Origin of the sequence: Gallibacterium faecale (genome assembly GCF_027920745.1) — a bacterium.
Classification (GTDB): domain Bacteria; phylum Pseudomonadota; class Gammaproteobacteria; order Enterobacterales; family Pasteurellaceae; genus Gallibacterium; species Gallibacterium faecale.
The window spans coordinates 1-24,522 of the sequence record NZ_JAQIBB010000039.1 but is presented as its reverse complement, the minus strand read 5'-3'; the positions used below and the strand labels follow the sequence as shown (position 1 = coordinate 24,522).

Here is a 24,522-nt window from a genome sequence, read left to right as displayed (position 1 = left end):
TAAAATATCATAGATGTGTCCAGCAATCTGAACTGTTGTTTTTTATGGTGGCTTTTATTTGTTGTGAAGAAGGGGCTTATTAAGCCCCTTAATAGTCTATTTAGAAGAGCTCTTTGACTTCACCTTGACTATTGATGATTTGATTTCCTTGCTCAGGAACATAATGACGAGTAGGTTCAGTACCTTCGATAAAATATTCTAATCTACCGCCAGAATCTGTTAATAGACCATTTTCCATAGAGATTCGTTTTTGAATAACACCATCAGGCATTGGATCTTCTCTTACTGGTAAAGGTTTTAAGGCATTTTTCATATAATCAACCCATGCAGGCATAGCTGATTTACCACCAGATTCACCTCGTCCAAGATCTAATTTATTATCATCAAAGCCGATATAAACAGAGGTAACTAAATCACTACCATAACCTACATACCAGGCAACTTTAGAATTATTTGTTGTCCCTGTTTTTCCGCCAATATCTGGACGGCCAATTGCTTTGCCGCGCCAACTTGTTCCTGTCCAACTGCCACCTGGTTCACCATAAATTCCAGAGTTCAAGGCACTACGCATTAAGAATGCAATTTTTCCACTAATCACACGAGGTGCATATTGAGGAGTATTATCTCCAGTAGTTTCTTTGTCATTTTTGCTTAATAAACTTGGTGCATTCTCAAGTTGTACATTATTTGTATTTAATTCAGGAACGTCTGGTACTGCTTCGCTATTATCTTCATCAACTTCGGTGTTTGCAGATAAAGGCGTATCTGATGTTGTTCCTTCTGTCGCAGAGTTATCTACTTTTAAAGATAAGAAATCGATCGGTTTTACTTCGCCATAAATCACAGGAATTTGTTTATCACTACATTGGAAACAGGCAATTTTTGGTTTAGCAGTAAAGATTTCATTACCAGTATTATCTTTAATGGATTGAATAATATAAGGATCAACTAAGAATCCGCCATTATCAATAACCGCATACCCTCTAGCCATTTCTAATGGTGTAAATGAAGCTGCACCAAGAGCAAGGGCCTCTGTGGCGGCATATTGATTTTTTTGGAAACCAAATCGTTGTAAATAGTCAGCAATATAATCGATACCTACCATATTAACAGCGCGTACCATCATAACGTTTTTTGATAAACCTAAACCGACTCGTAAACGTAATGGACCATTAAAAACATTTGGTGAGTTCTTTGGTTGCCAAGGTGCTTGGCCTGCTTTACGTAATGTAATTGGAGCATCATTTAAAATAGTAGCCAGTGTTAAACCTTTATCTAATGCTGCAGTATAAATGAAAGGTTTAATTGATGAGCCAACTTGCACCATAGATTGGGTAGCTCGATTAAACTTGCTGCGAGCAAAACTAAAGCCACCTACCATTGCTTCAATTGCACCACTTGTACTATTTAATGAGATCATTCCAGAGTTGGCGATAGGAATTTGACGCAATACCCACTGCTTTTTATTGTCCTGCATCAGCCAAATCATATCCCCAGTATGTAAGATCTTGTTGATATTGCCAGCCCATTTAACGGCATTTTGAGTTAAATTAATTGTCTCTCCATTAGCAAGCATCACCTCAGCTTGGTTGTTTTTTACAGCCAATACAGCAGCTGGTTGTAAAGGATCAGAATTAGGTTGCTTATTGAGAAACCCTATAATTCTATCTTTATCCCAAGCTGCTTCATCAGGTTTCCATAATGTTGCATTTTTTCGATAACCATGCCGCATATCATAGGCTAAAAGATTATCCCTTAATGCTTGTTGAGCATTGAGCTGATCTTCTGAATTAATGGTAGTAAAGACTTGATAACCTTTAGTATAGGCTTGTTCTTCTCCATAAAGTTTAACCATCTCTTGACGAACTGCTTCGACGACATAATCTGCTTGTAGATCTAATTTTGAGCCGTGATAACTCGCTACAATTGGTTCTTGTAGTGCTTGTTGATACTGTTCTTGAGTAATATATTTTTCATCTAACATCCGCCCAAGTACGATATTGCGGCGTTCAGTTGCTCGTTTTAATGAATAGAGCGGATTCATTGTTGATGGGGCTTTAGGCAGCCCAGCTAATACGGCGATTTCACTTAAGGTTAATTGATCTAATGTTTTGCCAAAGTAGGTTTGTGCAGCAGCAGCCACACCATAAGCCCGATAACCAAGATAAATTTTATTAAGATAAAGCTCTAGAATTTCATTTTTAGTTAAGTTGTTTTCAATATCAATCGCTAACACCGCCTCTTTAATTTTACGCATTAATTTTTTTTCTGGCGTTAGGAAGAAGTTACGTGCTACTTGTTGCGTAATGGTACTTGCACCTTGTGAAGCCCCACCGGAAGTGAGTGCAACTTTTAAAGCACGCGCAATTCCAATTGGATCAATTCCATGGTGATCATAAAAACGACTATCCTCAGTAGCGATAACAGCATTGATCATCTGTTGTGGAATTTTATCTAATGGTACGGGAATACGGCGTTGTTCACCGATCTCTCCAATTAATTTCCCATCAGCGGTAAAGACTTGCATTGGTTGCTGTAATTCTACGTTTTTTAATTCATTAACGTCTGGTAATTGGGATTTGATATGAAAATAGAATAACCCACCAGCAACACAACCAATGACAACTAAGGTCAAAATAGAACTAAATATTAATTTTACGATCTTCATCGAAAAAAGACCCTCTATATCAAAATAAAACGAATAAATGACAGTAAAGTGTATTTATGTTTTTCAATTTGGGTGATGATTATACGATGAAAGCCATATTTCCTCCACGAAAAAAAGGTAAAAAACAAACAATTAATATAGGTATTTTTTATTTATCTGGTTGTTTTTACTATTCTTTTTTAAGTAAAGAGCTTGAGGTTAAATCTGGTTATGTAGAAAATATTAATAGCTTACAACAATATTTAATTGATCAATATCAGCTTGATCTACGTTATGTTAGGTTTGTATCTGTGTTACCTTTTCATTTAATTTGGCGAAAAAGTTATTACTATCCACAAACATTAACTCAATATGCGATCGAGCAGCAGGTTTACCACCTGTTAGAACATGAATTACCAATAGAACGTGAGCAGGTTTGGTTTGATTATTGTTATCAGCAACAACATTTAGAGATTTATGCAGTAAGACGGGAATATGCTGAGCAAGAAATCGCTAAATATGCACCACTGAAACTGGGGGTACTGGATGTGTTTCCTCGAGTATTATTAAGAGCTTTTCGTCATTTATCATCGAATTGTTCCGTAGGAAATACACTGTATTGTTATTTCACCACGTCATTGATTCTCCTCTTAGATTTACCACAAAAAACGGATATTTTTGTTTTACAAGAAAATATTACTTTTAATCTAGAGAAATATCTTACAGAGCTAAACCAAACAATTAATACGATTGTTGTTTTTCAAGACCAGGATATGGAACAGATAGATTTATCCTCGGTTAGTGAAAAGTATCTTATTCAACAATTACCAAAGATATCTGTGAGTGAATTCATCTGTTTAGGGTGTGCGTTATGGGGGCAAAATGTTTGATTATCAGAGTAATGAAATCAATTTACTTAATTGGCGACAGCAGTATTACGCTAATAGAGTTCGTACCTTAATGATTTTATTATTATTACTTTTGATATTGTCCATAGCAGGATGGTTTTCTTTATTACGTGATACACGCCAGCAGAGTCAGGAATATATCCTGTTAGATCAACAGCGACAACAGTTAGTGATGCAATTACAGCAATTAGAATCCGCCCAACAAAAACAGCGACAACTTCTTAGCCATCAACTACAACTCGCAAAAGTCCCTTTGCAAGATATTGTGCATTTTGTGCAGTCATTAACGCAAATACCGTTAGATAAAGGGCGTTTATTGCTAGCACAAATTGATATTAGTCCGTTTGCTATAGAACAGAAAGAGAAGTTAAGTTTTTTGATGATGGGAGAGAATGTTGATCAACAAACCTTCTATCGTTTACAGCAATATTTATTATCCCATTGGCCTTATCCTATTGAATTAGAACCGAGTGCATTAACCCAAAATCAACAGAAACAGTACAATTTTACGTTGCGTTTCAATAAGAAAGAGGACAATTAATGTCAAAGCGAGCAACAAAATATCCACAAGGAATCTATTGGTATCTTTTGTATTTGCCAACTTATTGGTTGTTGTTACTATGGTTGATCGCCTTATTTGTAATATTGGCTTATCCGGTGTGGCAAAATTGGTATTCTGATTATCGATTTTCTCAATTAAAAGCAACGATTGCTGAACTGGTAATAGCGGAGCAGAGGCAACAAAACATTCTGCAAGCTTTACAAAAGAAGGTGAGTGAACAACAAGATACACAAAGTAATACCCAAAAGATTGCTACCTTACATCAGCAGCTAACTCAACTTAGTCAGGACACAGAGATCCATTTTGATATGCAAATGAGTAATAAAGACTTGCTCAAAGTTGATTTGCATTTATATACCTCTTTCCAAGATTTTATTGCAAATTTTGATCTGTTATTCCAATCCATTTTTGCTGAGTGGGCAATTTCATCCATTCGACTCGAACGTGATTCTGATGCAACAGGGTATGGACGATTACATATATCAATCCAGTTATTTTCTGAAATGAGGCGTGTATGAATAAATTAAGTATCTGTTTATTGTGTAGTGTGATTTCAATAATGAGCATCGCTAAACCGTCAATTAATGATCCCTTTTTTGAATCTGTCACGCCAAGTTTTATGGAGAATGATCCAGTTGTAACAGGTGTAGATATGTCATTAGATGACTATGAAGCTATTGCAGTAAAATATATTCAAGTAACTGAATTAGCTAAAGTTTTCAATGAAAATGGTGGCGGATTATTATCTGCGTTATCGGGATTTAGTGTTGAACCTAGGAATAATTTGATTTTAGTGAAAGGAGATAAAAAACAGATTGAACGTTTTAGAAAGTTAATTATGCAATTAGATAAACCAGGGGAACAAATAGCAATTGAAGCTCGGATTGTGACAATCAATAATGAAAGTTTGCAGGAATTAGGTGTACGTTGGGGTATTTTTGGACAAACAGAAAATTTTCATAAAGTAGCTGCCAAATTGGATAGTTTTGGTGTAGAGAATTTGAATACGCACCTCAATGTCAATTTTGCTACCAGTTCGGAAGCAGCTTCTATTGCACTACAAGTCGCCAAAATTCATGGACGATTATTAGATCTTGAGTTGAAAGCCTTAGAACAAGAAAACAATGTAGAAATTATTGCTAGTCCTCATCTATTAACTTCCAATCAAAAACGAGCTGTGATTAAACAAGGTTCAGAAATTCCTTATGTGATAGAAGATGATAATGAAAGAAGTAGTCGTACCCATATTGAGTTTAAAGAAGCCGTTTTAGGGTTAGAGGTAACGCCACAAATATTGCATCAAGGAATGATTGCATTAGATCTGATTGTTACACAAAATTCTGCAGGGGCTGCAATTCCTTATGGTGCAGGGCAAGTGGTGACGATTGATAAGCAAGAAGTACAGTCACAAGTGATGGTGAAAGATGGGGAAACCGTAGTTTTAGGGGGTATTTTCCATGACTTAATGGGAAAAGGAGAAAATAAAGTGCCGTTGTTAGGGGACATTCCTGGATTAGGTAAGTTATTTCGTAGTAAAACAGAACGCCATCAAAAGCGTGAGCTCGTGATTTTTATTACACCTAGAATTATTCATAATGCTGCGGAAACATTAGAAAATTATCAGAAACGCAAAGACGTATTTATCCATTCGAATAAACTTTGATAAAAATTGAATGTAAGGTTGAAAAATGCGCCTATTTATTGAGATAATATCGCGCTATCTCAATGAACATTCGAGGTCTTGGGGATCTTTTGAGTGTTGTGATTATAGAAGAATACTTCGGTATTCTTTTTCTTTTGCAGTAAAAACAACATAATGAGTAACTTAGATTCAGTTACGCACACTCAAAGATCAAACTATTCATTTATCTTTAAATCATTTAGAACGATAAAAACATGGCAGAAAAAAGAAATATTTTTTTAATTGGCCCTATGGGAGCAGGAAAAAGTACGATTGGACGTCAACTTGCTCAATTATTAAGTATGGATTTTGTGGACTCAGACACTGAGATTGAGCAAAGAGCAGGGGCTGATATTGGGTGGATTTTTGATGTTGAAGGCGAGGAAGGCTTTAGAAAAAGAGAAGAGAGAATCATCAATGAATTAACCCAACGTCAAGGTATTGTGTTATCTACTGGTGGCGGTGCGGTAATGTCAAAAGAAAATCGCAATCATCTTTCCGCTCGTGGGATTGTTATTTATTTAGAAACAACAGTAGAAAAACAACACCAACGTACATTACGTGATAAGAAACGCCCTTTATTACAAGGTGTTGAAGATCCTCGTCAAGTATTAGAAGATTTAGCGAAAATCCGTACGCCTTTATATGAAGAAATTGCGGATATTACCTTACAAACTGATGATCAAAGTGCTAAGTTAATGGCAAATAACATCATTGATTTGTTAGAGAATTTCACTGGTTAATCAGTTGATACATTAACTTTAAAGGATAGAAAAATGGTAGATGTTTATGTAGAACTTAAAGAAAGACGTTATCCAATCAGTATTGGAAGTGGATTATTAGCAGAACCAAGTAGTTACTATCCTTTAAAGTCTGGTGACAAAGTGATGATTGTTACCAATCCAACTGTGGCAAGCCATTATTTACAAACAGTAAAAACAGCATTACACCAAGTTGGTTGTCAAGTCAGTGAAGTGTTGTTACCAGATGGTGAGCAATATAAAACGCTAGAATCATTAAATTTAATTTTTACTGCATTACTTGAAGCAAAACATGGTCGAGATACGACAATTTTAGCTTTGGGAGGTGGGGTAATTGGTGATGTTGCTGGATTTGCAGCAGCCTCTTACCAACGTGGAGTACGTTTTATTCAAGTACCAACAACATTATTAGCTCAAGTGGATTCTTCTGTTGGTGGTAAGACAGCAGTAAATCATCCATTAGGTAAGAATATGATTGGTGCGTTTTATCAACCTGCAAAAGTGGTAATTGATACCAATACTCTAACGACATTGCCAGCTCGTGAAGTAAGTGCCGGTTTGGCGGAAGTCATTAAGTATGGTGCGATTTTAGATAATGCCTTTTTTGTTTGGTTGGAACAGAATATTACTGCTTTGATGCAATTAAATGCAGAGGCATTGCAGTACTGTATTCAACGTTGCTGTGAATTAAAAGCGGATACAGTCGCAAAAGATGAAACCGAACAAGGTGAGCGTGCGTTACTCAATTTAGGTCATACTTTTGGTCATGCGATTGAAGCACATCTAGGTTATGGTGAATGGCTGCATGGTGAAGCGGTTGCAACAGGAATGATGATGGCTGCATATTTATCTCATCGTTTAGGTGATCTTACACAACAAGATGTTGCCCGTTTGCAAGCATTATTAGTCGCAGCGAACTTACCAATTTTTTCTCCAGAACAAATGACGGCAGAAGATTATTTACCGCATATGATGCGTGATAAAAAAGTGTTAGCCGGTAAATTGCGTCTAATTTTATTAAAATCTCTTGGTAGAGCATATGTGACTGCGGATGTTGATAAATCGTTAGTGTTACAAGTGATTCAAGATTGTATTCAAACCAATTAATCCATGTCACATAAACTACATTCGCCAAAACATCGATCGTTTTTAAAATGGGCTGGTGGTAAATATCGCTTAATTGATGAAATTAAGCGCCTTTATCCACAAGGAAAATCGCAATTAATTGAGCCTTTTGTTGGTGCTGGAACTGTATTTCTGAATAGTGAGTTTGAACAATATCTATTAGCCGATATTAATCCAGATCTGATCAATCTTTTTAAATTAGTTAAGACGGATGTTGAGCAATATATCAAAGAAACACGAATTCTTTTTGCTCATGCAGAAGCGAATACAGCACAACGTTATTATGCGTTACGTGATGAATTTAATCGTAGTGATGATATTTGGCGGCGGGCAACAATTTTTCTCTATTTAAATCGCTTTGGTTTTAATGGCTTATGTCGTTATAACAGTGATAATGAATTCAATGTGCCATTTGGGGCCTATCGCCAACATTATTTTCCAGAAAATGAATTGCGATATTTTGCAGAAAAGGCTCAACAGGCTACGTTTATTTGCGCCTCTTTCCAAGAAACATTTGCATTAGCAACGGAGCAAAGTGTGGTGTATTGTGATCCACCTTATGCACCGTTACAACAAGAATCAAATTTTACGCGTTATGCTGGTAATGAATTTAGTTTACAGCAACAACAGCAATTAGCTGAATTTGCGCGAATGACAGCATTAAGACAGAATGCAACCGTATTGATCTCAAATCATGATACAAGCTTTACGCGTGCTTTATATCAAGGGGCAAAGATTCGTAAGATTAATGTACAACGCTCGATTAGCCAATCCAGTGAACGACGGGTAAAAGTGAAAGAACTTATTGCTGTATTTTCACGCGCTAAGATAGAAAAGTGGTTGGCAAAAAACAACTCTATCCTAAGCTAGGAATGACTTTAAATTCAATCTGCTGAATTTTTGGATATTTTTTCTGAATATTGGCTAGTAGTTGGGCCTGTTGAAACAACAAACTTTGGTAAACAATGCCATTAGCGACATGAAAAAGTAGCTTGTTTTCGGATTGATCGGCGAGGCGCATCTTTCCCTGAAATTGGGCAGGAATTAATTTTTCAATATCAAGATAGAATTGTTGTAGTTGATTGTGTTGTTCTATCAAGGTTGAAAGTGAAGAACGCTGCAAAATATCATTTATATTCATCACTTTTTGATTGCGTACGTCTTTGTTTGTTGCCATCTGCATACCTTATTACAGCAATTTGTATGACATTATAGAGGAATTATTCTATAATCGTAACTTGTTATTTTTAGTGGTTTTGTTGGGTTTATTATTGTGGATTATCAATTAACCAAGGTCGGAAAAAAAGCATTATGGCAGCGGCTTTTATTAGGGTTATTAACCTTATTCTTTCTACCGATCTACGCAGAACAGCCAACCCACACGACAACAATTCCATTAGAAGCTAATCAAACTGTTTCAGCAATCCAACAGCAACAAGTTAATTCTCACTTTTTGTTATTGCGGAAAGCCCAACAACAGATCGTTATTTCTCGCCAAAAGATTAAAGTTCAGCCTGTTTTTGTTGCGATGCAACAAAATAAGTGGCAACAAATTAATCGTTATCAGATCTTAATCCGTGCTGGACCAACTTACCAAGTTTAATCTGTATATAATTATTTTGGTGTGCTGACTTGTACGTCAGCAAGTATGATTTTGTAACAAGAAAAAGAAATTATTATGTTATCAGCTATTGCAAGAAAAATTTTTGGTAGTCGTAATGACCGTATTTTACGTCGTTTAAATAAACGTGTAGCCGTAATTAATAAATTAGAACCTAAATTTGCAGAACTTTCAGATGATGAATTAAAAGCAAAAACAGCAGAGTTTCGTGATCGTTTAGAAAAAGGTGAAATCTTAGATCAATTATTACCAGAGGCCTTTGCCACTGTACGTGAGGCAAGTAAACGTGTTTTAGGTTTACGTCCGTTTGATGTGCAGTTAATTGGGGGAATGGTGTTAAATAATCGTTGTATTGCTGAAATGCGTACAGGGGAAGGAAAAACCTTAACTGCTACCTTGCCATGTTATTTAAATGCCTTAACGGGTAAAGGAGTTCATGTCGTTACTGTCAATGATTACCTTGCTCGCCGTGATGCGGAAACCAATCGTCCTCTGTTTGAATTTCTTGGGATGACAGTTGGCGTAAATATACCAGGTATGTTGCCTGAGGAGAAACGAGCTGCTTATGCTGCGGATATCACTTATGCAACTAATAGTGAACTAGGTTTCGATTATTTACGTGATAATCTCGCTCACAGTATGCAAGAACGTTTCCAACGCCCATTACATTATGCACTTGTCGATGAAGTGGACTCTATTTTAATTGATGAAGCGCGTACGCCATTAATTATTTCGGGGCAAGCAGAGGATAGTTCTGAGTTATATATCGCTATTGATAAGCTAATTCCGCATTTAATTAAGCAAGAAAAAGAAGATAGTGAAGAGTTCCAAGGTGATGGTGACTATACTGTCGATTTAAAAAACAAACAGGCATATTTAACGGAACGTGGTCAGATTAAAATTGAAAAATTATTGATGGAAGCTGGGTTAATGAAAGAGGATGAATCACTCTATTCACCTGCAAAAATTACCTTGTTGCATCACGTTTATGCTGCATTAAGAGCACATTCTCTGTTTGAACGTAATGTGGATTACATTGTGAAAGATGGCGAAATCGTGATCGTTGATGAACATACAGGACGTACGATGGCTGGTCGCCGTTGGTCTGATGGTTTACACCAAGCTATTGAAGCAAAAGAAGGCGTGAAGATTCAAAGCGAAAACCAAACTGTGGCCTCAATTACTTACCAAAACTACTTCCGTCTTTATGAAAAATTAGCTGGAATGACAGGAACTGCGGATACTGAAGCGTTTGAATTCCAACAAATTTATGGCTTAGAAACTATTGTTATTCCAACGAATAAGCCAATGATTCGTGATGACCGTACAGATTTAATGTTTAAGAGCGAAGAAGATAAATTCAAAGCGATAGTTGAAGACATTAAAGACTGTATTGCTCGCCAACAACCAGTGTTAGTGGGGACAGTGTCTATCGAAAAATCAGAGTTACTGTCTGATATTTTGAAGAAAGAAGGGATTAAACATAATGTCTTGAATGCGAAATTCCATGCTAAAGAAGCGGAAATTGTAGCGGATGCAGGGTATCCAGGTGCAGTAACAATCGCAACGAATATGGCTGGTCGTGGTACAGATATTGTGTTAGGTGGTAACTGGAAAGCGGAAATAGCTAAATTAGAAAATCCAACTGAGGAACAAATTGAAGCGATTAAACAAGCATGGCAAGAACGCCATGATATTGTAATGAAAGCAGGTGGTTTACACATTATTGGTACAGAACGTCATGAATCACGCCGTATTGATAACCAGCTTCGTGGTCGTTCTGGTCGTCAAGGTGACCCAGGTTCTTCGCGTTTCTATTTATCACTCGATGATGCGTTAATGCGAATTTACCTGAATGAAGGTAAATTAAATCTGATGCGTAAAGCATTTTCTGAGCCAGGCGAGGCGATGGAATCGAAAATGTTGACCAAAGTTATTGCTTCTGCACAAGCAAAAGTCGAAGCCCATAACTTTGATGGTCGTAAGAATTTGCTTGAATTTGATGATGTCGCTAATGACCAACGTCATGCGATTTATGCACAGCGTAATGAATTATTAGAAAATGATGATATTTCTGAAACTGTTGATGTGATCCGTCAAGATGTATTTAATCATGTGATTGATCAATATATTCCACCACAATCTCTCGAAGAACTTTGGGATGTGGAAGGATTAGAAAAACGCTTAAAAGCGGATTTCAATATGGATTTACCAATTGCAAAATGGTTGGACGAAGATCACAACTTACATGAAGAAACATTGCGTGAACGTATTGTTGAACTTGCAGTTGAAGATTATAAGAAGAAAGAAGCGATGGTTGGCGCTGAAACCATGCGTAATTTCGAAAAAGGTGTGATGTTACAAACATTAGATGAACTTTGGAAAGAACATCTTTCTGCAATGGATCATTTACGTAAAGGTATCCATTTACGTGGTTATGCACAAAAAGATCCAAAACAAGAGTATAAGAAAGAGTGCTTCCAAATGTTTACGGATATGTTGGAAACCTTGAAGTTTAATGTGGTAAGTATTTTGACGAAAGTCCAAGTTCGTACACAAGAAGAGATCGAAGCAGCGGAACAAGCGAGAGCTCAAGCTGCTGCGGCTGCTGCAAAAATGGCGGAACAAGCACAAGTAGAATACCACAGTGAGTCAGGACAAGCCGAAGATGGAACATCACAACGTAAAATCGGACGTAATGAACCTTGCCCTTGTGGTTCGGGTAAAAAATATAAACACTGTTGTGGCAAAATTAAATAGCACTTTTAATTTGCTTTAGATAACAGAGAAGCTGTACATTATCAGGAGATGTGTACAGCTTTTTTATCAACAAGATGAAATAGGATTAAGCAATAAGAGAGAAAATATGAAAAAGCCGTTAGTTAAAGTTGCTGCAGGAATTATTCGTAATGAATTCAAACAAATCTATCTTACTCAACGCTTAGAAGGAAAAGATTTTGCTCAATCATGGGAGTTTCCAGGGGGAAAAGTCGATAAAGGTGAAACACCAGAGCAAGCACTAAAAAGAGAGCTTGAAGAAGAGGTGGGTATTTTTGTACTTAATACAAAATTGTATGAACACTTCCAATTTGAGTATCCACAAAAAATTATCTCTTTCTATTTTTATTTAGTTGAAGAGTGGGTAGGGGAACCTTTTGGTCGTGAAGGACAAGAAGGATTTTGGTTAGAGCAAAAACAACTGGATATAGGGCAGTTTCCGCCAGCGAATGTAAAAATTATCCAACGATTACTCGCTGAAGCAGAAGAGTGATTTTAACTTGCCAGATTAATGGCAATTTCTTGTAATGATTGCCAAACATTGGCATCTGCATTTTGTTTGAGTTCTTTTTCTAATGCCGTTAATTGATGAATTAATTGGTATATCTGTTGATAGGAAAGACGTTGAATCGCATTAAGGTAAAAAGGGCGACGGTTTTTCCAGATGCGTAAGTGATCAAAGCGTTCTTTTACACCAATCGCAGAAAGATGCTGTTGAGGCGAAATTTTTGCTTGCGGTTCAGTACCTAGTTCTAGCAATAAGAATATCTCTTTTTGTAAGATTCTTAATAAAACAACAGCTTGAATATCCCCTTCATTATGTAATTGTTCTAAGATTCGCGCTGCCCGATAGCCTTTACCTTGTAAAATTGCATCAACCCATTGATAAGGCGTGAATACAGCAGATTGCTCAATACATTGGTTAGCATTTAACGGTGTAATTGTTTGTTGAGGGTATAGCAGTTGCATTAACTGTAAAACTTGCTTTAAGGCAGCTAAATTATTTTCATAATTGTAAGCCAGTAATTCAATTGCAGCAGGATCAAGATTAAGTGACATCATTGTGGCACGTTGTTTAATCCATTGTGGTAATTGCTCTATTGGTGGTGTTTGACAATTTACCTGCAAAATAGCGAGTTGGTTTAAAGCTATAAACCAAGCTTGTTTTTCCATCGCTAATGAGAGTTTTGCCAGTTGTAATACAACGATCGTATCTGAATGTAAGAGTGAAACTAATTGTTGTAACTGTTGTTGTAAAGTAGTGGAGAGATTTTCTGGTAACGTGATAAAAAAGATCTGCTTGCTAGAAAACAGACCAAATGTTTGTAGGTCATTGAAGAGTTGTGACCAATCAGTGCTAGTATCAATAACAAGTTCTTGTTTTTGCTCGACACCTTGTTGCTTAGCAAATTCCAGAATCGTAGCTTTGCTTTCTTCCAAAAGTAAAGGATCTTGCCCCACAAGCAAATAACCAAGATAAGATTGCTGTTGGAGAGAATAGCTTAATTTATTGGCAAAGATCCTTACTATCATAAATTAATATTGTTGTTGGATGCTGATCATTTTTACCAAAATTTGTTGTGCTGCCTGACGGTACATATCGCTCCAGATAGTACGTTGTTCAGCATTTTTTGCTAAAGCTGCACGTGAGTTATCGAAGAATGTGCGTGAAACTTGAACATTAATTGGATAACGTTTGTTATCAGGCATTTGTAAGGAAGCATTAACAGATAATGTCAATAAGCTTTCAGCTTCACGTCCTTGCTTAAACACAGAAGCAACAGTGTCATTAGTCGATACACCATTTAAATGTAAAATTGGTGTGTTACCTTTTTCGACTAACGTAACGCCACGTGAACGCAACTCTTTTTTCATCGCTAAAGCAATATCACTATATTTATCACCTGTTTCTAATTGCACCTCTTTAAAGGTGTTTTTGGAAAGTTCATCATTGGCAAAATGAAATCCACAAGCAGATAGCAACAGTGTTAATGATAAAGTAAAAATGTGTTTTAGCTTTTTCATAGGGATTCCTTTACAGATAGAGTGCCATATTCATAGAAATATTGTATGAGTCGTATTTCAGTCATTGAATATGGCACTACTTGATTAGTTAAATAACTTGTTATTTGGCAACGAAGCTGAGTAATTTACCTGGAACATAAATTACTTTGATAATGTTTAAACCCTCTAAGTGTTTTTGTACATTTTCGTCTGCCATAGCAGCAGCTTTAATTTCATCTTCAGAAGCGGAAGCTGGTACAGTCACTTTACCGCGAACTTTACCATTCACTTGTACCACAACAAGTTTTTCATCATCAATCATTGCTTTTTCATCAGCAACGACCCATGGAGAGAAATCAATCACATCTTCATTACCAAGATCTTGCCATAACTGGAAGCAGATATGTGGTGTAATTGGGTAAAGCATTTTCACCACAGCATTTAATGCTTCTTTCATTACCGCACGGTCTTGTTCGGTTGCTAAAGATGCTTTAGTTAATTTATTCATTAACTCCATTACGGCAGCAATGGCTGTATTAAAAGTTTGACGACGACCAATATCATCACTTACTTTTGCGATAGTTTTATGTAAATCACGACGCAATGCTTTTTGTTCAGCATTAAGTACAGTCACATCAATAGAGGTTGTTGCTGGTTGTTGTTGATAGTCATAGACTAATTTCCATAAACGGCGAAGGAAACGGTTAGCCCCTTCAACACCAGATTCTTGCCATTCAAGGGTCATTTCAGCTGGTGAGGCGAACATCATAAATAAACGCACGGTATCTGCACCATATTTTTCCACCATTTCTTGTGGATCGATCCCGTTATTTTTAGATTTAGACATTTTTGTCATACCAGCGTGTACTAATTCATGACCTTCAGGATCAACTGCTTTAACAATTCGTCCTTTTTCATCACGTGTTACACTCACTTTAGTTGGAGATACCCAAATACGTTCGTTGGTTGGTGAGGTGTAATAGAATGCATCTGCTAATACCATTCCTTGGCAAAGTAGTTTGGTAGCAGGTTCATCACAAGATAATAAGCCAGCATCACGTAATAATTTGTGATAGAAACGGAAATAGAGTAGGTGCATTGTGGCATGCTCAATTCCTCCAATATATTGGTCAACTGGTAACCAATAGTTGGCTTCTTTACTATCTAACATACCTTGTTGGTATTGTGGACAGGTATAACGTGCATAATACCAAGAGGATTCCATAAAGGTATCGAAGGTATCTGTTTCACGTAGAGCAGATTGTCCATTATAGGTTGCTTTCGCCCAGTTAGGATCGGCTTTAATTGGGCTTTGTACCCCATCCATTACCACGTCTTCAGGTAAAATTACTGGGAGATCTTGTAATGGAACAGGAACAACTTCACCATTCTCTAAAGTCATCATTGGAATTGGTGCGCCCCAATAACGTTGGCGAGAAACACCCCAGTCACGTAAACGATAGTTCACTTGGCGTTTGCCAACCCCCATCGCTTCTAATTTGTCAGCAATACCATTAAAAGCTTGTTCAAAATCTAAACCATTAAATTCAGCTGAATTAATCGCAATACCGTGTTCGGTATAAGCGGCTTTGCTAAGATCTAATTCACTACCATCAGTAGGGGTAATCACAGGTTTTAGTGGTAAGTTGTATTTTTGAGCGAACTCATAGTCACGTTGGTCGTGAGCTGGAACAGCCATAACGGCACCAGTACCATAATGCATTAACACAAAGTTAGCGACCCACAAAGGTACCGCTTCGCCTGTAATTGGATGTAATGCATAACGGCCTGTGAACATACCTTTTTTCTCCATTGTTGCTAATTCTGCTTCAGCAACTTTGGTATTACGACATTCTTGTAAGAATTTTGTGAGTTCTGGATTATTTTTCGCGGCTTGCTCTGCAAGTGGATGCCCTGCTGCAACTGCAAGATAAGACACACCATAGAATGTATCTGGACGAGTAGTATAAACAGTCACGGTTTCATCACTGTCTTGCATTTTAAATGTAATTTCTACCCCTTCTGAACGACCAATCCAGTTACGTTGCATTGCTTTGACTTGATCAGGCCAATCAGGTAATTGATCTAAACCTTGCAGTAATTGTTCTGCGTAATCAGTAATTTTCACAAACCATTGTGGAATTTCTTTTTGTTCTACTGGAGTATCACAACGCCAACAACAACCATCATTCACTTGTTCATTGGCTAACACAGTTTGATCGTTTGGACACCAGTTTACTGTTGAGGTTTTTTTATAGATTAATCCTTTTTTATAAAGCTCAGTAAAGAACCATTGTTCCCATTTATAATATTCTGGTTTACAGGTTGCGATTTCACGATCCCAATCATAACTGAACCCTAACATTTTGAGTTGGTTTTTCATATACTCAATGTTGTCGTAAGTCCAAGTCGCCGGTGCTGCTTTATTTTTAATTGCTGCATTTTCTGCAGGTAAGCCAAAGGCATCCCAACCAATTGGTTGCAATACATTTTTCCCATTCATACGTTGATAACGAGAAATTACATCACCAATGGTGTAATTACGCACGTGACCCATATGTAAACGACCAGATGGATAAGGGAACATAGATAAGCAGTAATATTTTTCTTTTTGGGGATCTTGTTGAACTTTGAAGGTTTTGTTGTCTTGCCAGAATTTTTGAATGCGACTCTCTACTACGTCGGGACGATATTGTTCTTGCATGATAAGTTGTCCTATTAGTACCGATAATTAAGTTAATATTTAGAATTAAAAAATGTGGTATAGAATAGCTTAAAATGCGGGTAATTAATAGAAATATTATTGGTATTAGCGATGAATTTGAGTACACTTGCACTATGTTGTGAACAATGATCCTATTATGTCTGAAGTTTTTATTGCTTGGGGAAATATCCAGCAAATCTACCCTTTTCACTTACAGCCACCTTGTCATTATTCTGAGATTAAATTTCAGCAGCCAGCGTTGCCTGAACAGAAACAAAGACAACGCCAAGTAGCTTATTTTTTATTGTGGCAATTATTAAAGCAGATTGGTGATGAGCGCGTTTTTATTCAAGGCATAACTCGTGGTGAAAATGGGCGACCTTGTTTGCTTAATCAAACGTTTGATTTTAATTTAAGCCATTCTGGGGATTGGGTTGCAGTGATTTTAACTAAACGCAGACAATATCAGAGCGTAGTTGCAATAGATCTAGAACACCCAAAAAAACAACGTAATTTGGCTCGATTATTGGCGTATTATGCGACAGAAGAAGAGCTCAAGTGGTGGCAGAAATGCCAACATCCAGAACAGGCTTTCTATTTAAGCTGGTGTGCAAGAGAGGCGATTTTAAAAGCAAAGGGTCGTGGTATTGGTGCTATCTCTAAAGTGATGTTTGAACCAACACAACAGAGATTTAGTACCAGTGATGCACCAGCAGGGACACTGTTATTTACATCAACACTTCCTTTTTATTTGGCTTGTTATGTAGAAGATTATAGAGAGGAACATTGTTATTGTTATCAATGGGATAACCATAAGTTAGCGCAAGTTATAACAAAATTTAATCGTTATTTGGTTGTGAATCGGGAGCAAGCATGACAGAGGAACCATCTAAACATTATAACCAACATGAATTTGGGTTAAAGTTTGCCAATATTTTGCAGTGGATCTTGAATGCTGCTTTGATCATTTTATCGGTGATCTTAGTGGTGTTATTAGGGAAACAAACTTTTGAACTTGGACAAATTTTAGTTTTGAAAGCAAGTGATACTACGATAGCGTATGTGTTAGCAGAACGTATTGTGGTTTATTTCTTGTATTTTGAGTTCTTAGCTTTAATTGTGAAATATTTTAATGCCGGATTCCATTTCCCATTACGTTATTTTTTATATATCGGGATCACGGCAATGATTCGTTTAATTATTGTTGATCATTCAAGTGCATTAGGTACTTTAGCAATATCAGCAGCTATTTTATTAATGGTAGGTGCTTTGTTCTTAGCTAATATTGCGGAAAAGAGAAAATAGGAGAGTTATATGACAAAGGAAACCGTTATCCGCCAATATGGGCAACAAGATGTAGAAATGTTACATGATGAAGTGGTATTTAAAGGGTTTTATACCATGAAACGAGTGCAGTTTCGTCACCGCTTATTTTCAGGTGAAATGAGTGGTGTGGTAACGAGGGAAGTCCTGACCAAAAATGAAGCTACCGCAGTCGTTTTATATGATCCGCAACGAGATAATGTCGTTTTAGTAGAACAGATTCGTATTGGTGCAATTGATGCAACATCTTCAGCTTCGCCGTGGTTATTAGAATTGGTTGCCGGAATGATTGAAACGGGTGAAAAACCGGACGAGGTTGCTGTACGTGAAAGTGAAGAGGAAGCTGGTGTACAGTTAACAGAGATATTACCTATTATGCAATTCTGGGATAGTCCGGGTGGAATGTCGGAACGGATTCATCTATTTGCTGGACGTGTTGACTCTAGTAAAGTGGGTGGTATTCACGGGTTAGCAGAAGAAAATGAAGATATTCGCGTGCATGTGGTTGCAAGAGAAACAGCATACCAATGGCTAGAGGCAGGTAAAATTGACAATGGGGTCGCAGTAATTGGTTTGCAATGGTTACAATTAAATTATGGAAAATTGCAAAAAATATGGCAGTAAATCTGTGATACAGCAAACAATTCCGAAAAAATTTTATTAAAAAATGTGCGTAAACTAACATTTTTACTATTTGCCTACTGACTTTTTTATTTAAATGTCTAAAGTAGTAAAAAGGAGTTTAAATTATTTTAGGGGGCATTATGTCAGATCTTTTTCAAGATGAATCGGCTGGTGTAATAAGGTTGCTCCAAGTGACAGATCCTCATTTGTTTGCGGATGCAGAGAGTGAGTTATTAGGCATTAATACATTTGCAAGTTTCCAGCAGGTATTAAGCGAAATTAAAAGTTCTGGCTTTGAGAGCGATTTTATTTTAGCAACAGGGGACTTTGTGCAAGATGGTAGTGAAGAGGGATATCATCGTTTCGTAAAAGAAATTGCACAATTAGGGAAAAAAGTTTTCTGGATTCCAGGCAATCACGACTTCCAACCTAAAATGGAAGCTGTTTTTGATGTATATAAAGCGATCATTCAACCACATAAACACTTATTACTCGGTGAACATTGGCAAGTTTTATTATTAGATAGCCAGTTATACGGGGTGCCACATGGTATGTTGAGTGAAGATGAATTAGCTTGGTTAGAACATCATCTATTGATGTATCCTGAGCGTAATACGTTAGTGGTTTTGCATCATCATTTGGTACCAACGCGTTCTGCTTGGTTAGATCAGCATAATTTAAGAAATCCATATGACTTCTCTGAAGTGTTGGCTAAACATAAAAAAGTAAAAGGTATTTTTTATGGACATATTCACCAAGAGGTGAATGCACAATGGCAAGGTATTCCTGTGTTTGCGACACCATCGACCTGTATTCAGTTTAAACCAGATTGCGCGCATTTTACTTTAGATAGTTTACAACCAGGTTGGCGTGAAATTACTCTACACCCAGATGGTCGTATTGAAACAAAAGTGCAGCGTATTAAAGAGAAAGTCTTTTTACCAAAAGATAATATGAGTGGTTATTAAATAAAATGGCAAAAGTGGTATTACGTGGTAGTTTTGCGTAATACTACTTGTTGCATTAAGCCCCAATGGCAAAATTGATGTTGTTCTATTGTCAATGGCAATGGTGCAATCAGATCTTGTAAACGTAGATTGATTGTTGTACCTAGTGCTGTAGTAAACTTATCAATACTTTTCCTACAAAACGAAGCTTGTTGCCCATCAGGTAAAAATTTATCCCACAAAGAAATTATGCCATTTGGCTTAAGAACTCGCACAATTTCAGTAAGTAGTTCTTGTGGTGTTGATGTTACAGCGAGAACTAAATGTAGCAACACAAGATCACAACTTTGATCCGCTAGTTCGCTTTGTTCTGCTCGTCCAACCTTAGTCGTAATTTGCCAAGGGTATTGTTGCTGCTGAATGAGCTTATCTGCTTTTGCTAGCATATCAGCAGAAAAGTCGATTAATGTGAGCTGACTGTTTGGCTTAAGGCGTGTTGCCAGATAGGGTAAATCTAATCCTGTACCCGCTCCTGCAATATAGATATTCAGCGGAGAATGATGCCATATTTGCTGTTGGTCTAGTAAGGCAAATTGGCTCTGGCGCATATTATCTGCAGCTTGAAGGAAAAAATTATAGATTTTACTGTAATGATTCCAACGCGCTGCAGATGCCATTTTATGCTCCTTAATGGGCTAAGGTTTGTTGCTCTTGTGCTGCTTGATTCAACAACCATTCACAAGGTTGGAAACGTTCGCCATACAAGTTGACGTGTTCATTTAACGCTTTCACAATGGAAGTTGCACCAATATGTTGCATATAAGCATAAATACCACCACGGAAATCAGGGAAGAACACACCTAATACAGAAGCCATATTGCCTTCTTCTGGACTACTAATAACGCCTTCCTCTAAACAACGAGCAGCTTCATTCAACATCATTAAGATACAGCGACGCACCACTTGTTCTGACTCAAGGTTATTTTCAGAGATGGTTTCCATCACGTAATAGATACTTTTATCTACCATGGTACGTTCATCAGTTTGTGAATTATAGAGATAGAAGCCACGTCTATTCTTACGTCCTTTACGATCATCACGTAATAAATTACCAAGTTTAGCAGGAACCGCAAAAGGCTTACCATAATGTTGTTCTAAGTTTGGTAACATTTTGGCGAGTAAATCCAAGCCAAAGTCATCTAACATAGCTAATGGACCGACTTCAAAACCGAACTCTTGTAAAGCACGATCAACAAAATCAACCGCTTCACCGTCACATAAGCAGTAGAAAGCTTCTAGCAAATATGGAATTAAAATGCGGTTAACGAAAAATCCTGGTTTATCAGCAACCAGCAATGGAATTTTGCCTTGTTGAATTGCAAAGTGGATAGCGGTTGCAATGGTTTTTTCTGATGTCTTGGCATGAGGAATAATCTCTAGCATTTTGCGTTGTGCAATTGGAGAGAAATAGTGGAAACCAATCACGTTTTCTGGGCGATTTGCTTCACTTGCAATATCAGCAATAGAAAGTGTTGAGGTATTACTTGCAAAAATAGTATTTTCACCATAAAACACTTCGCTTTCCCGTAATACACGTTGTTTGACCTCTAACTCTTCATACACTGCTTCAATGACGAAATCCGCATCAGGTGCAGCGAGAAAACGTTCGCCACCAGAAATCAAATACATCAACTGTCGCATTTCACCAGAAGAAATTAATTTTTTACTGACTTCTCGTTGCAGTAAAGAGTGAGTCATATGTAAAGCTTTGGTGATACCATTCGGGTGAATATCCTTAATACGAACAGGAATTTTAGCATTACGTACAGTAATATACGCAATTCCTGCTCCCATAAAACCACCACCGATGATTGCGAGTTTATTGACATCACGAACATTGCCTCGAGTTTCATATTGCATACGCATTGCACGTTTAGTTTGTTCAAGGTTGCGCAATACACGAGAATTTTCGCTATTAAATAAGGCAATAAAGGCGTTTTTTTCTGCCTCTAAACGTTGTTGATATGTAGGTTGTTTTAAAATATCAATAATTTTTGCCATTGCAGGATAATTATCGACAGGACCTAACCATTCTTTATTTTCAGCTGCATCAAACAAAATATGGCGAGTAAGCGGATTATTGTGCAAGTGTCCTTGGATTTTTTGCCATACTAATGCAGTTTGAGAAAGGGTTTTTGCCACAAAAGTTTGCTTAGAAAAATATTCATATGCTGTTGGTAAGAGTAAACTTTTTGGCACAACTTCATCAATGCAGTTTAATGATTGCATCGTATGAACATCAAATTTATCTCCGGAAAGTAAGAATGAGAGGGCAGCTTTTAAACCAACGCGTTCAGCAAGGTGTGAGATCCCATTGGCAAAAGGAACAACACCTGAACGTACTTGTGGCATAGCAAATTGTGTTTTTATATCATCTGATGCAATACGATAACGGCAAGCCAATGCAATTTCTAAGCCAATGCCATAACAAGCTCCATGAATTGCGGCAATAGTTGGAAAAGGTAAGTTCTGAATTTTAGCAATTAATTGATGAACTTGATTAATAAATGCTTCTAATTGCAAATCGGATTTATCAACTAAGCTATTAAGATCAAAACCTTGAATAAAATTATTCTCTTTAGCAGATTGGATAATTAATCCTTTCGTACTAGCGGGTAATGAAGTTAATAACTGATCAAGTTGAGCAACGAAATTAGCTGATAATGTATTGCGTTTTTTATCTTGGACATTAATCAACACACAAGCAATTTGTTGTTCATCAATAGTTAATGTAAATGGAGATAATTGATTTTCTTGTAACGTATTCATTATTCACTCTCCAAAATCATAGCGCCACCAATACCACCTAAACCACCAGAAGCGATTAAAGACGTACCACCACCGCGTTGTTTTAATGCATATAAAGATTGGATGATTAATCTTAAGCTGCTGACAGCACGTGGATTACCATAAGCGATTGAACCACCGAGAATATTAAATTTAGTCATATCGACAGAACCGATAGCGGTTGAACGATTTAAATGTTGGCGTGCAAACGTATCTGATTCGAGTAATTTTAAATTTGCTAGGATCTGAGCGGATGACGTTTCGTGGAAATCAATAAGATCTAAATCACTTAACTGCATATTGGCGTTTTCTAATACTTTGGCTACTGAATGAGTAATGCCAACAAACATATTTTTCCAGACATCATTTGCTGTCATTGTATAGTGGCGAATATAACCAAGAATATTTAATCCTTCTGCTTTAGCAGTATGCTCATTCATCAATAGGACCGCAGCTGCACCATCACAAGAGTGAGATGTGTTCCAATCGGTAGCAGTACCATAGTTTTTACCATTAAACGGTTTAAATTTTTCAAATAATTCTGGTTTTGGATTACGTTCAATTTGGTTATCTGAAACCACGAATTTTTCATAAGGTGGTGGAAAAGAAACCATAACTTGTTGACGTAACTCTCCGCTTTGCCAAGCTTGATAGGCTAAACGATGTGAACGAGCAGCATATTCATCTAATTCTTGGCGATTTAAATGGAAATCTTGCGCCATCTGTTCTGAAACATCAGAGAGAGATAATTGAGTTAATGGATCTTTAAGGTTAACGGCTTGTAATTTGAGATCTTGCCAACTAATTTGGCGGAAAAGGCGATATTTTTCTTCATAGCTCTTAGCGGCAAGAATTTCTCGGATTAACTGAATTAAATGAGAATTTAAACGAATTGGTGCATTAGATAATGAGTCTGCACCGCCAGCTAACGCATAATGTGCATTTTCCATTAAGATACTATTACTTAAATTGACTAAAACTTGTAATCCAGTTGGACAAGAACTACTAACAGTATAAGATTGCGCATGAGGCATATTTAGTAGTAAGGAGATCTCACGAGAGATATTTGGAATATCGGGATCTTGAATAACTTGCCCAAATACCACTTGTTCAATTTTGTGTTTGGGAATCGCTAAACGGCTTAAAAGTTCGTTCGCCACCATAGCCCCAAGATCTTTCGCTTTTGCCTCTTTAAATAAGGTATTTTGCTTAATAAAAGGAGTTCGCAGTCCATCAACAACGGCAACTCTAGCCCCTTTAGATGTAGTTAAGATTGATTGTTCAGACATAATGTCCTCATCATATTAAAATAATATTGCTAAATTGTAGCGCATTCTATACTAGAGAGCGATAACTGGGAATAGGGACGCTTTTCTTTGTTTTTCCAAAAGTGATTGGGTAGAATAGCCAACAAAATTGACAGGATATAAAAAATGACTAAGAAAAAAGTAACTAAGAAAGATAATACAATAGCGTTGAATAAACGTGCTAGACATGATTATTTTATTGAAGAAGAAATTGAAGCTGGGCTGGCATTACAAGGTTGGGAAGTTAAATCATTAAGAGCAGGAAAAGCAAATATTGGCGACAGCTATGTCATTTTCCAACATGGTGAAGCTTTTTTATTTGGTGCCAATATTACGCCATTAAATGTCGCCTCTTCTCATGTTGTTTGTGATCCAACACGTACACGCAAATTGTTATTAAGTAAAAGAGAAATAGATTCTTTATTTGGTAAGTCAAATCGTGATGGTTATACCATTGTTGCTTTATCGTTATATTGGAAGAGCGCTTGGGCTAAAGTGAAGATTGGTATTGCTAAAGGTAAAAAACAACACGATAAACGTGAAGATATTAAAGAACGTGAATGGAAATTAATGAAAGATCGCATTATGAAAAATGCAGGGCGTTAGTTAGTATTAGGTAGTAAAAGAAAGCCTTAATCGTGAAGATTAAGGCTTTTTTCAACTTTCAATTAGATCGCATTATT

The 24,522-nt window shown here is 36.9% G+C and carries 23 protein-coding genes; 15 read left to right on the top strand and 8 right to left on the bottom strand.

The window, feature by feature from the left end; all coding sequences use genetic code 11:
• Positions 1-100: 100 nt before the first annotated feature.
• Complete coding sequence (locus PF272_RS03060; RefSeq protein ID WP_271141586.1) at positions 101-2,668, bottom strand: penicillin-binding protein 1A; 2,568 nt, start codon at positions 2,666-2,668, stop codon at positions 101-103.
• A gap of 56 nt (positions 2,669-2,724) precedes the next feature.
• Between PF272_RS03060 and PF272_RS03055 the strand changes: the two genes are divergently transcribed.
• The 7 genes from PF272_RS03055 to PF272_RS03025 all read left to right on the top strand — a co-directional run bounded on the left by PF272_RS03055 (position 2,725) and on the right by PF272_RS03025 (position 8,554).
• Positions 2,725-3,537, top strand: a complete 813-nt coding sequence (locus tag PF272_RS03055; RefSeq protein WP_271141585.1) for a type IV pilus biogenesis protein PilM — start codon at positions 2,725-2,727, stop codon at positions 3,535-3,537.
• Positions 3,530-4,096, top strand: a complete 567-nt coding sequence (locus PF272_RS03050; protein ID WP_271141584.1) for a hypothetical protein — start codon at positions 3,530-3,532, stop codon at positions 4,094-4,096. The genes PF272_RS03055 and PF272_RS03050 overlap by 8 nt, the downstream gene beginning before the upstream one ends.
• On the top strand, positions 4,096-4,635 hold the full coding sequence (locus PF272_RS03045) for a hypothetical protein (protein ID WP_271141583.1): 540 nt from the start codon (positions 4,096-4,098) through the stop codon (positions 4,633-4,635). The genes PF272_RS03050 and PF272_RS03045 overlap by 1 nt, the downstream gene beginning before the upstream one ends.
• Entirely contained in the window at positions 4,632-5,780 is a 1,149-nt protein-coding gene (pilQ, locus tag PF272_RS03040; RefSeq protein ID WP_271141582.1) for a type IV pilus secretin PilQ, read from the top strand. Before PF272_RS03045 ends, pilQ begins: the two co-directional genes overlap by 4 nt.
• A 233-nt stretch (positions 5,781-6,013) precedes the next feature.
• Complete coding sequence (gene aroK, locus PF272_RS03035) at positions 6,014-6,541, top strand: shikimate kinase AroK (RefSeq protein WP_065233715.1); 528 nt, start codon at positions 6,014-6,016, stop codon at positions 6,539-6,541.
• A gap of 33 nt (positions 6,542-6,574) precedes the next feature.
• Positions 6,575-7,666, top strand: a complete 1,092-nt coding sequence (gene aroB, locus PF272_RS03030) for a 3-dehydroquinate synthase (protein WP_271141581.1) — start codon at positions 6,575-6,577, stop codon at positions 7,664-7,666.
• A 3-nt stretch (positions 7,667-7,669) separates the two neighbouring features.
• Positions 7,670-8,554 (top strand): Dam family site-specific DNA-(adenine-N6)-methyltransferase, encoded by an 885-nt coding sequence (locus PF272_RS03025; RefSeq protein WP_271141580.1) that lies wholly within the window; start codon positions 7,670-7,672, stop codon positions 8,552-8,554.
• On the opposite strand, the gene PF272_RS03020 is transcribed toward PF272_RS03025, so the two are convergent.
• Complete coding sequence (locus tag PF272_RS03020; RefSeq protein WP_271141579.1) at positions 8,541-8,861, bottom strand: DciA family protein; 321 nt, start codon at positions 8,859-8,861, stop codon at positions 8,541-8,543. The two genes, PF272_RS03025 and PF272_RS03020, sit on opposite strands and share 14 nt — an antisense overlap.
• A gap of 96 nt (positions 8,862-8,957) precedes the next feature.
• On the opposite strand from PF272_RS03020, the gene secM reads away from it, so the two are divergent.
• The 3 genes from secM to mutT all read left to right on the top strand — a co-directional run bounded on the left by secM (position 8,958) and on the right by mutT (position 12,576).
• A complete protein-coding gene (secM, locus tag PF272_RS03015) occupies positions 8,958-9,287 on the top strand; it encodes a secA translation cis-regulator SecM (RefSeq protein WP_271141578.1) in 330 nt (109 codons plus the stop codon).
• Between the two features lie 75 nt (positions 9,288-9,362).
• The gene (secA, locus tag PF272_RS03010) at positions 9,363-12,065 is read left to right on the top strand and encodes a preprotein translocase subunit SecA (RefSeq protein WP_271141577.1); all 2,703 of its coding nucleotides are present in this window, start codon (positions 9,363-9,365) and stop codon (positions 12,063-12,065) included.
• Between the two features lie 106 nt (positions 12,066-12,171).
• Entirely contained in the window at positions 12,172-12,576 is a 405-nt protein-coding gene (gene mutT, locus PF272_RS03005) for an 8-oxo-dGTP diphosphatase MutT (protein ID WP_271141576.1), read from the top strand.
• A 2-nt stretch (positions 12,577-12,578) separates the two neighbouring features.
• Here the strand turns inward: mutT and holA are convergent, their stop codons facing one another.
• The 3 genes from holA to leuS form a co-directional block, all read right to left on the bottom strand.
• Positions 12,579-13,616: a DNA polymerase III subunit delta gene (gene holA, locus PF272_RS03000; protein ID WP_413789416.1), complete on the bottom strand. Its 1,038-nt coding sequence runs from the start codon at positions 13,614-13,616 to the stop codon at positions 12,579-12,581.
• 3 nt (positions 13,617-13,619) lie between these two features.
• On the bottom strand, positions 13,620-14,108 hold the full coding sequence (locus PF272_RS02995) for an LPS-assembly lipoprotein LptE (protein WP_065233708.1): 489 nt from the start codon (positions 14,106-14,108) through the stop codon (positions 13,620-13,622).
• A 100-nt stretch (positions 14,109-14,208) separates the two neighbouring features.
• Positions 14,209-16,791: a leucine--tRNA ligase gene (gene leuS / locus PF272_RS02990; RefSeq protein WP_271141575.1), complete on the bottom strand. Its 2,583-nt coding sequence runs from the start codon at positions 16,789-16,791 to the stop codon at positions 14,209-14,211.
• A 157-nt stretch (positions 16,792-16,948) separates the two neighbouring features.
• Here leuS and PF272_RS02985 point away from each other — a divergent pair, with 157 nt between their 5' ends.
• The 4 genes from PF272_RS02985 to cpdA all read left to right on the top strand — a co-directional run bounded on the left by PF272_RS02985 (position 16,949) and on the right by cpdA (position 19,706).
• The gene (locus tag PF272_RS02985) at positions 16,949-17,668 is read left to right on the top strand and encodes a 4'-phosphopantetheinyl transferase family protein (protein ID WP_271141574.1); all 720 of its coding nucleotides are present in this window, start codon (positions 16,949-16,951) and stop codon (positions 17,666-17,668) included.
• Positions 17,665-18,096 (top strand): phosphate-starvation-inducible protein PsiE, encoded by a 432-nt coding sequence (gene psiE, locus PF272_RS02980; RefSeq protein WP_271141573.1) that lies wholly within the window; start codon positions 17,665-17,667, stop codon positions 18,094-18,096. Before PF272_RS02985 ends, psiE begins: the two co-directional genes overlap by 4 nt.
• A 9-nt stretch (positions 18,097-18,105) precedes the next feature.
• Positions 18,106-18,738, top strand: a complete 633-nt coding sequence (nudF, locus tag PF272_RS02975; protein WP_065237074.1) for an ADP-ribose diphosphatase — start codon at positions 18,106-18,108, stop codon at positions 18,736-18,738.
• Positions 18,739-18,878: 140 nt separating this feature from the next.
• On the top strand, positions 18,879-19,706 hold the full coding sequence (cpdA, locus tag PF272_RS02970; RefSeq protein WP_271141572.1) for a 3',5'-cyclic-AMP phosphodiesterase: 828 nt from the start codon (positions 18,879-18,881) through the stop codon (positions 19,704-19,706).
• 20 nt (positions 19,707-19,726) lie between these two features.
• Here the strand turns inward: cpdA and PF272_RS02965 are convergent, their stop codons facing one another.
• The 3 genes from PF272_RS02965 to PF272_RS02955 are packed head-to-tail and all read right to left on the bottom strand — an operon-like array spanning position 19,727 to position 23,821.
• Positions 19,727-20,362: a class I SAM-dependent methyltransferase gene (locus PF272_RS02965; RefSeq protein ID WP_271141571.1), complete on the bottom strand. Its 636-nt coding sequence runs from the start codon at positions 20,360-20,362 to the stop codon at positions 19,727-19,729.
• A 10-nt stretch (positions 20,363-20,372) separates the two neighbouring features.
• Positions 20,373-22,514, bottom strand: a complete 2,142-nt coding sequence (locus PF272_RS02960) for a 3-hydroxyacyl-CoA dehydrogenase NAD-binding domain-containing protein (protein WP_271141570.1) — start codon at positions 22,512-22,514, stop codon at positions 20,373-20,375.
• Positions 22,514-23,821: an acetyl-CoA C-acyltransferase gene (locus PF272_RS02955; protein WP_271141569.1), complete on the bottom strand. Its 1,308-nt coding sequence runs from the start codon at positions 23,819-23,821 to the stop codon at positions 22,514-22,516. Before PF272_RS02955 ends, PF272_RS02960 begins: the two co-directional genes overlap by 1 nt.
• A gap of 144 nt (positions 23,822-23,965) precedes the next feature.
• Here PF272_RS02955 and smpB point away from each other — a divergent pair, with 144 nt between their 5' ends.
• Positions 23,966-24,445 carry an SsrA-binding protein SmpB gene (gene smpB, locus PF272_RS02950; protein ID WP_065233700.1) on the top strand — a complete coding sequence of 160 codons (480 nt, stop codon included), beginning with the start codon at positions 23,966-23,968 and terminating at the stop codon, positions 24,443-24,445.
• The last annotated feature ends 77 nt before the right edge of the window (positions 24,446-24,522 follow it).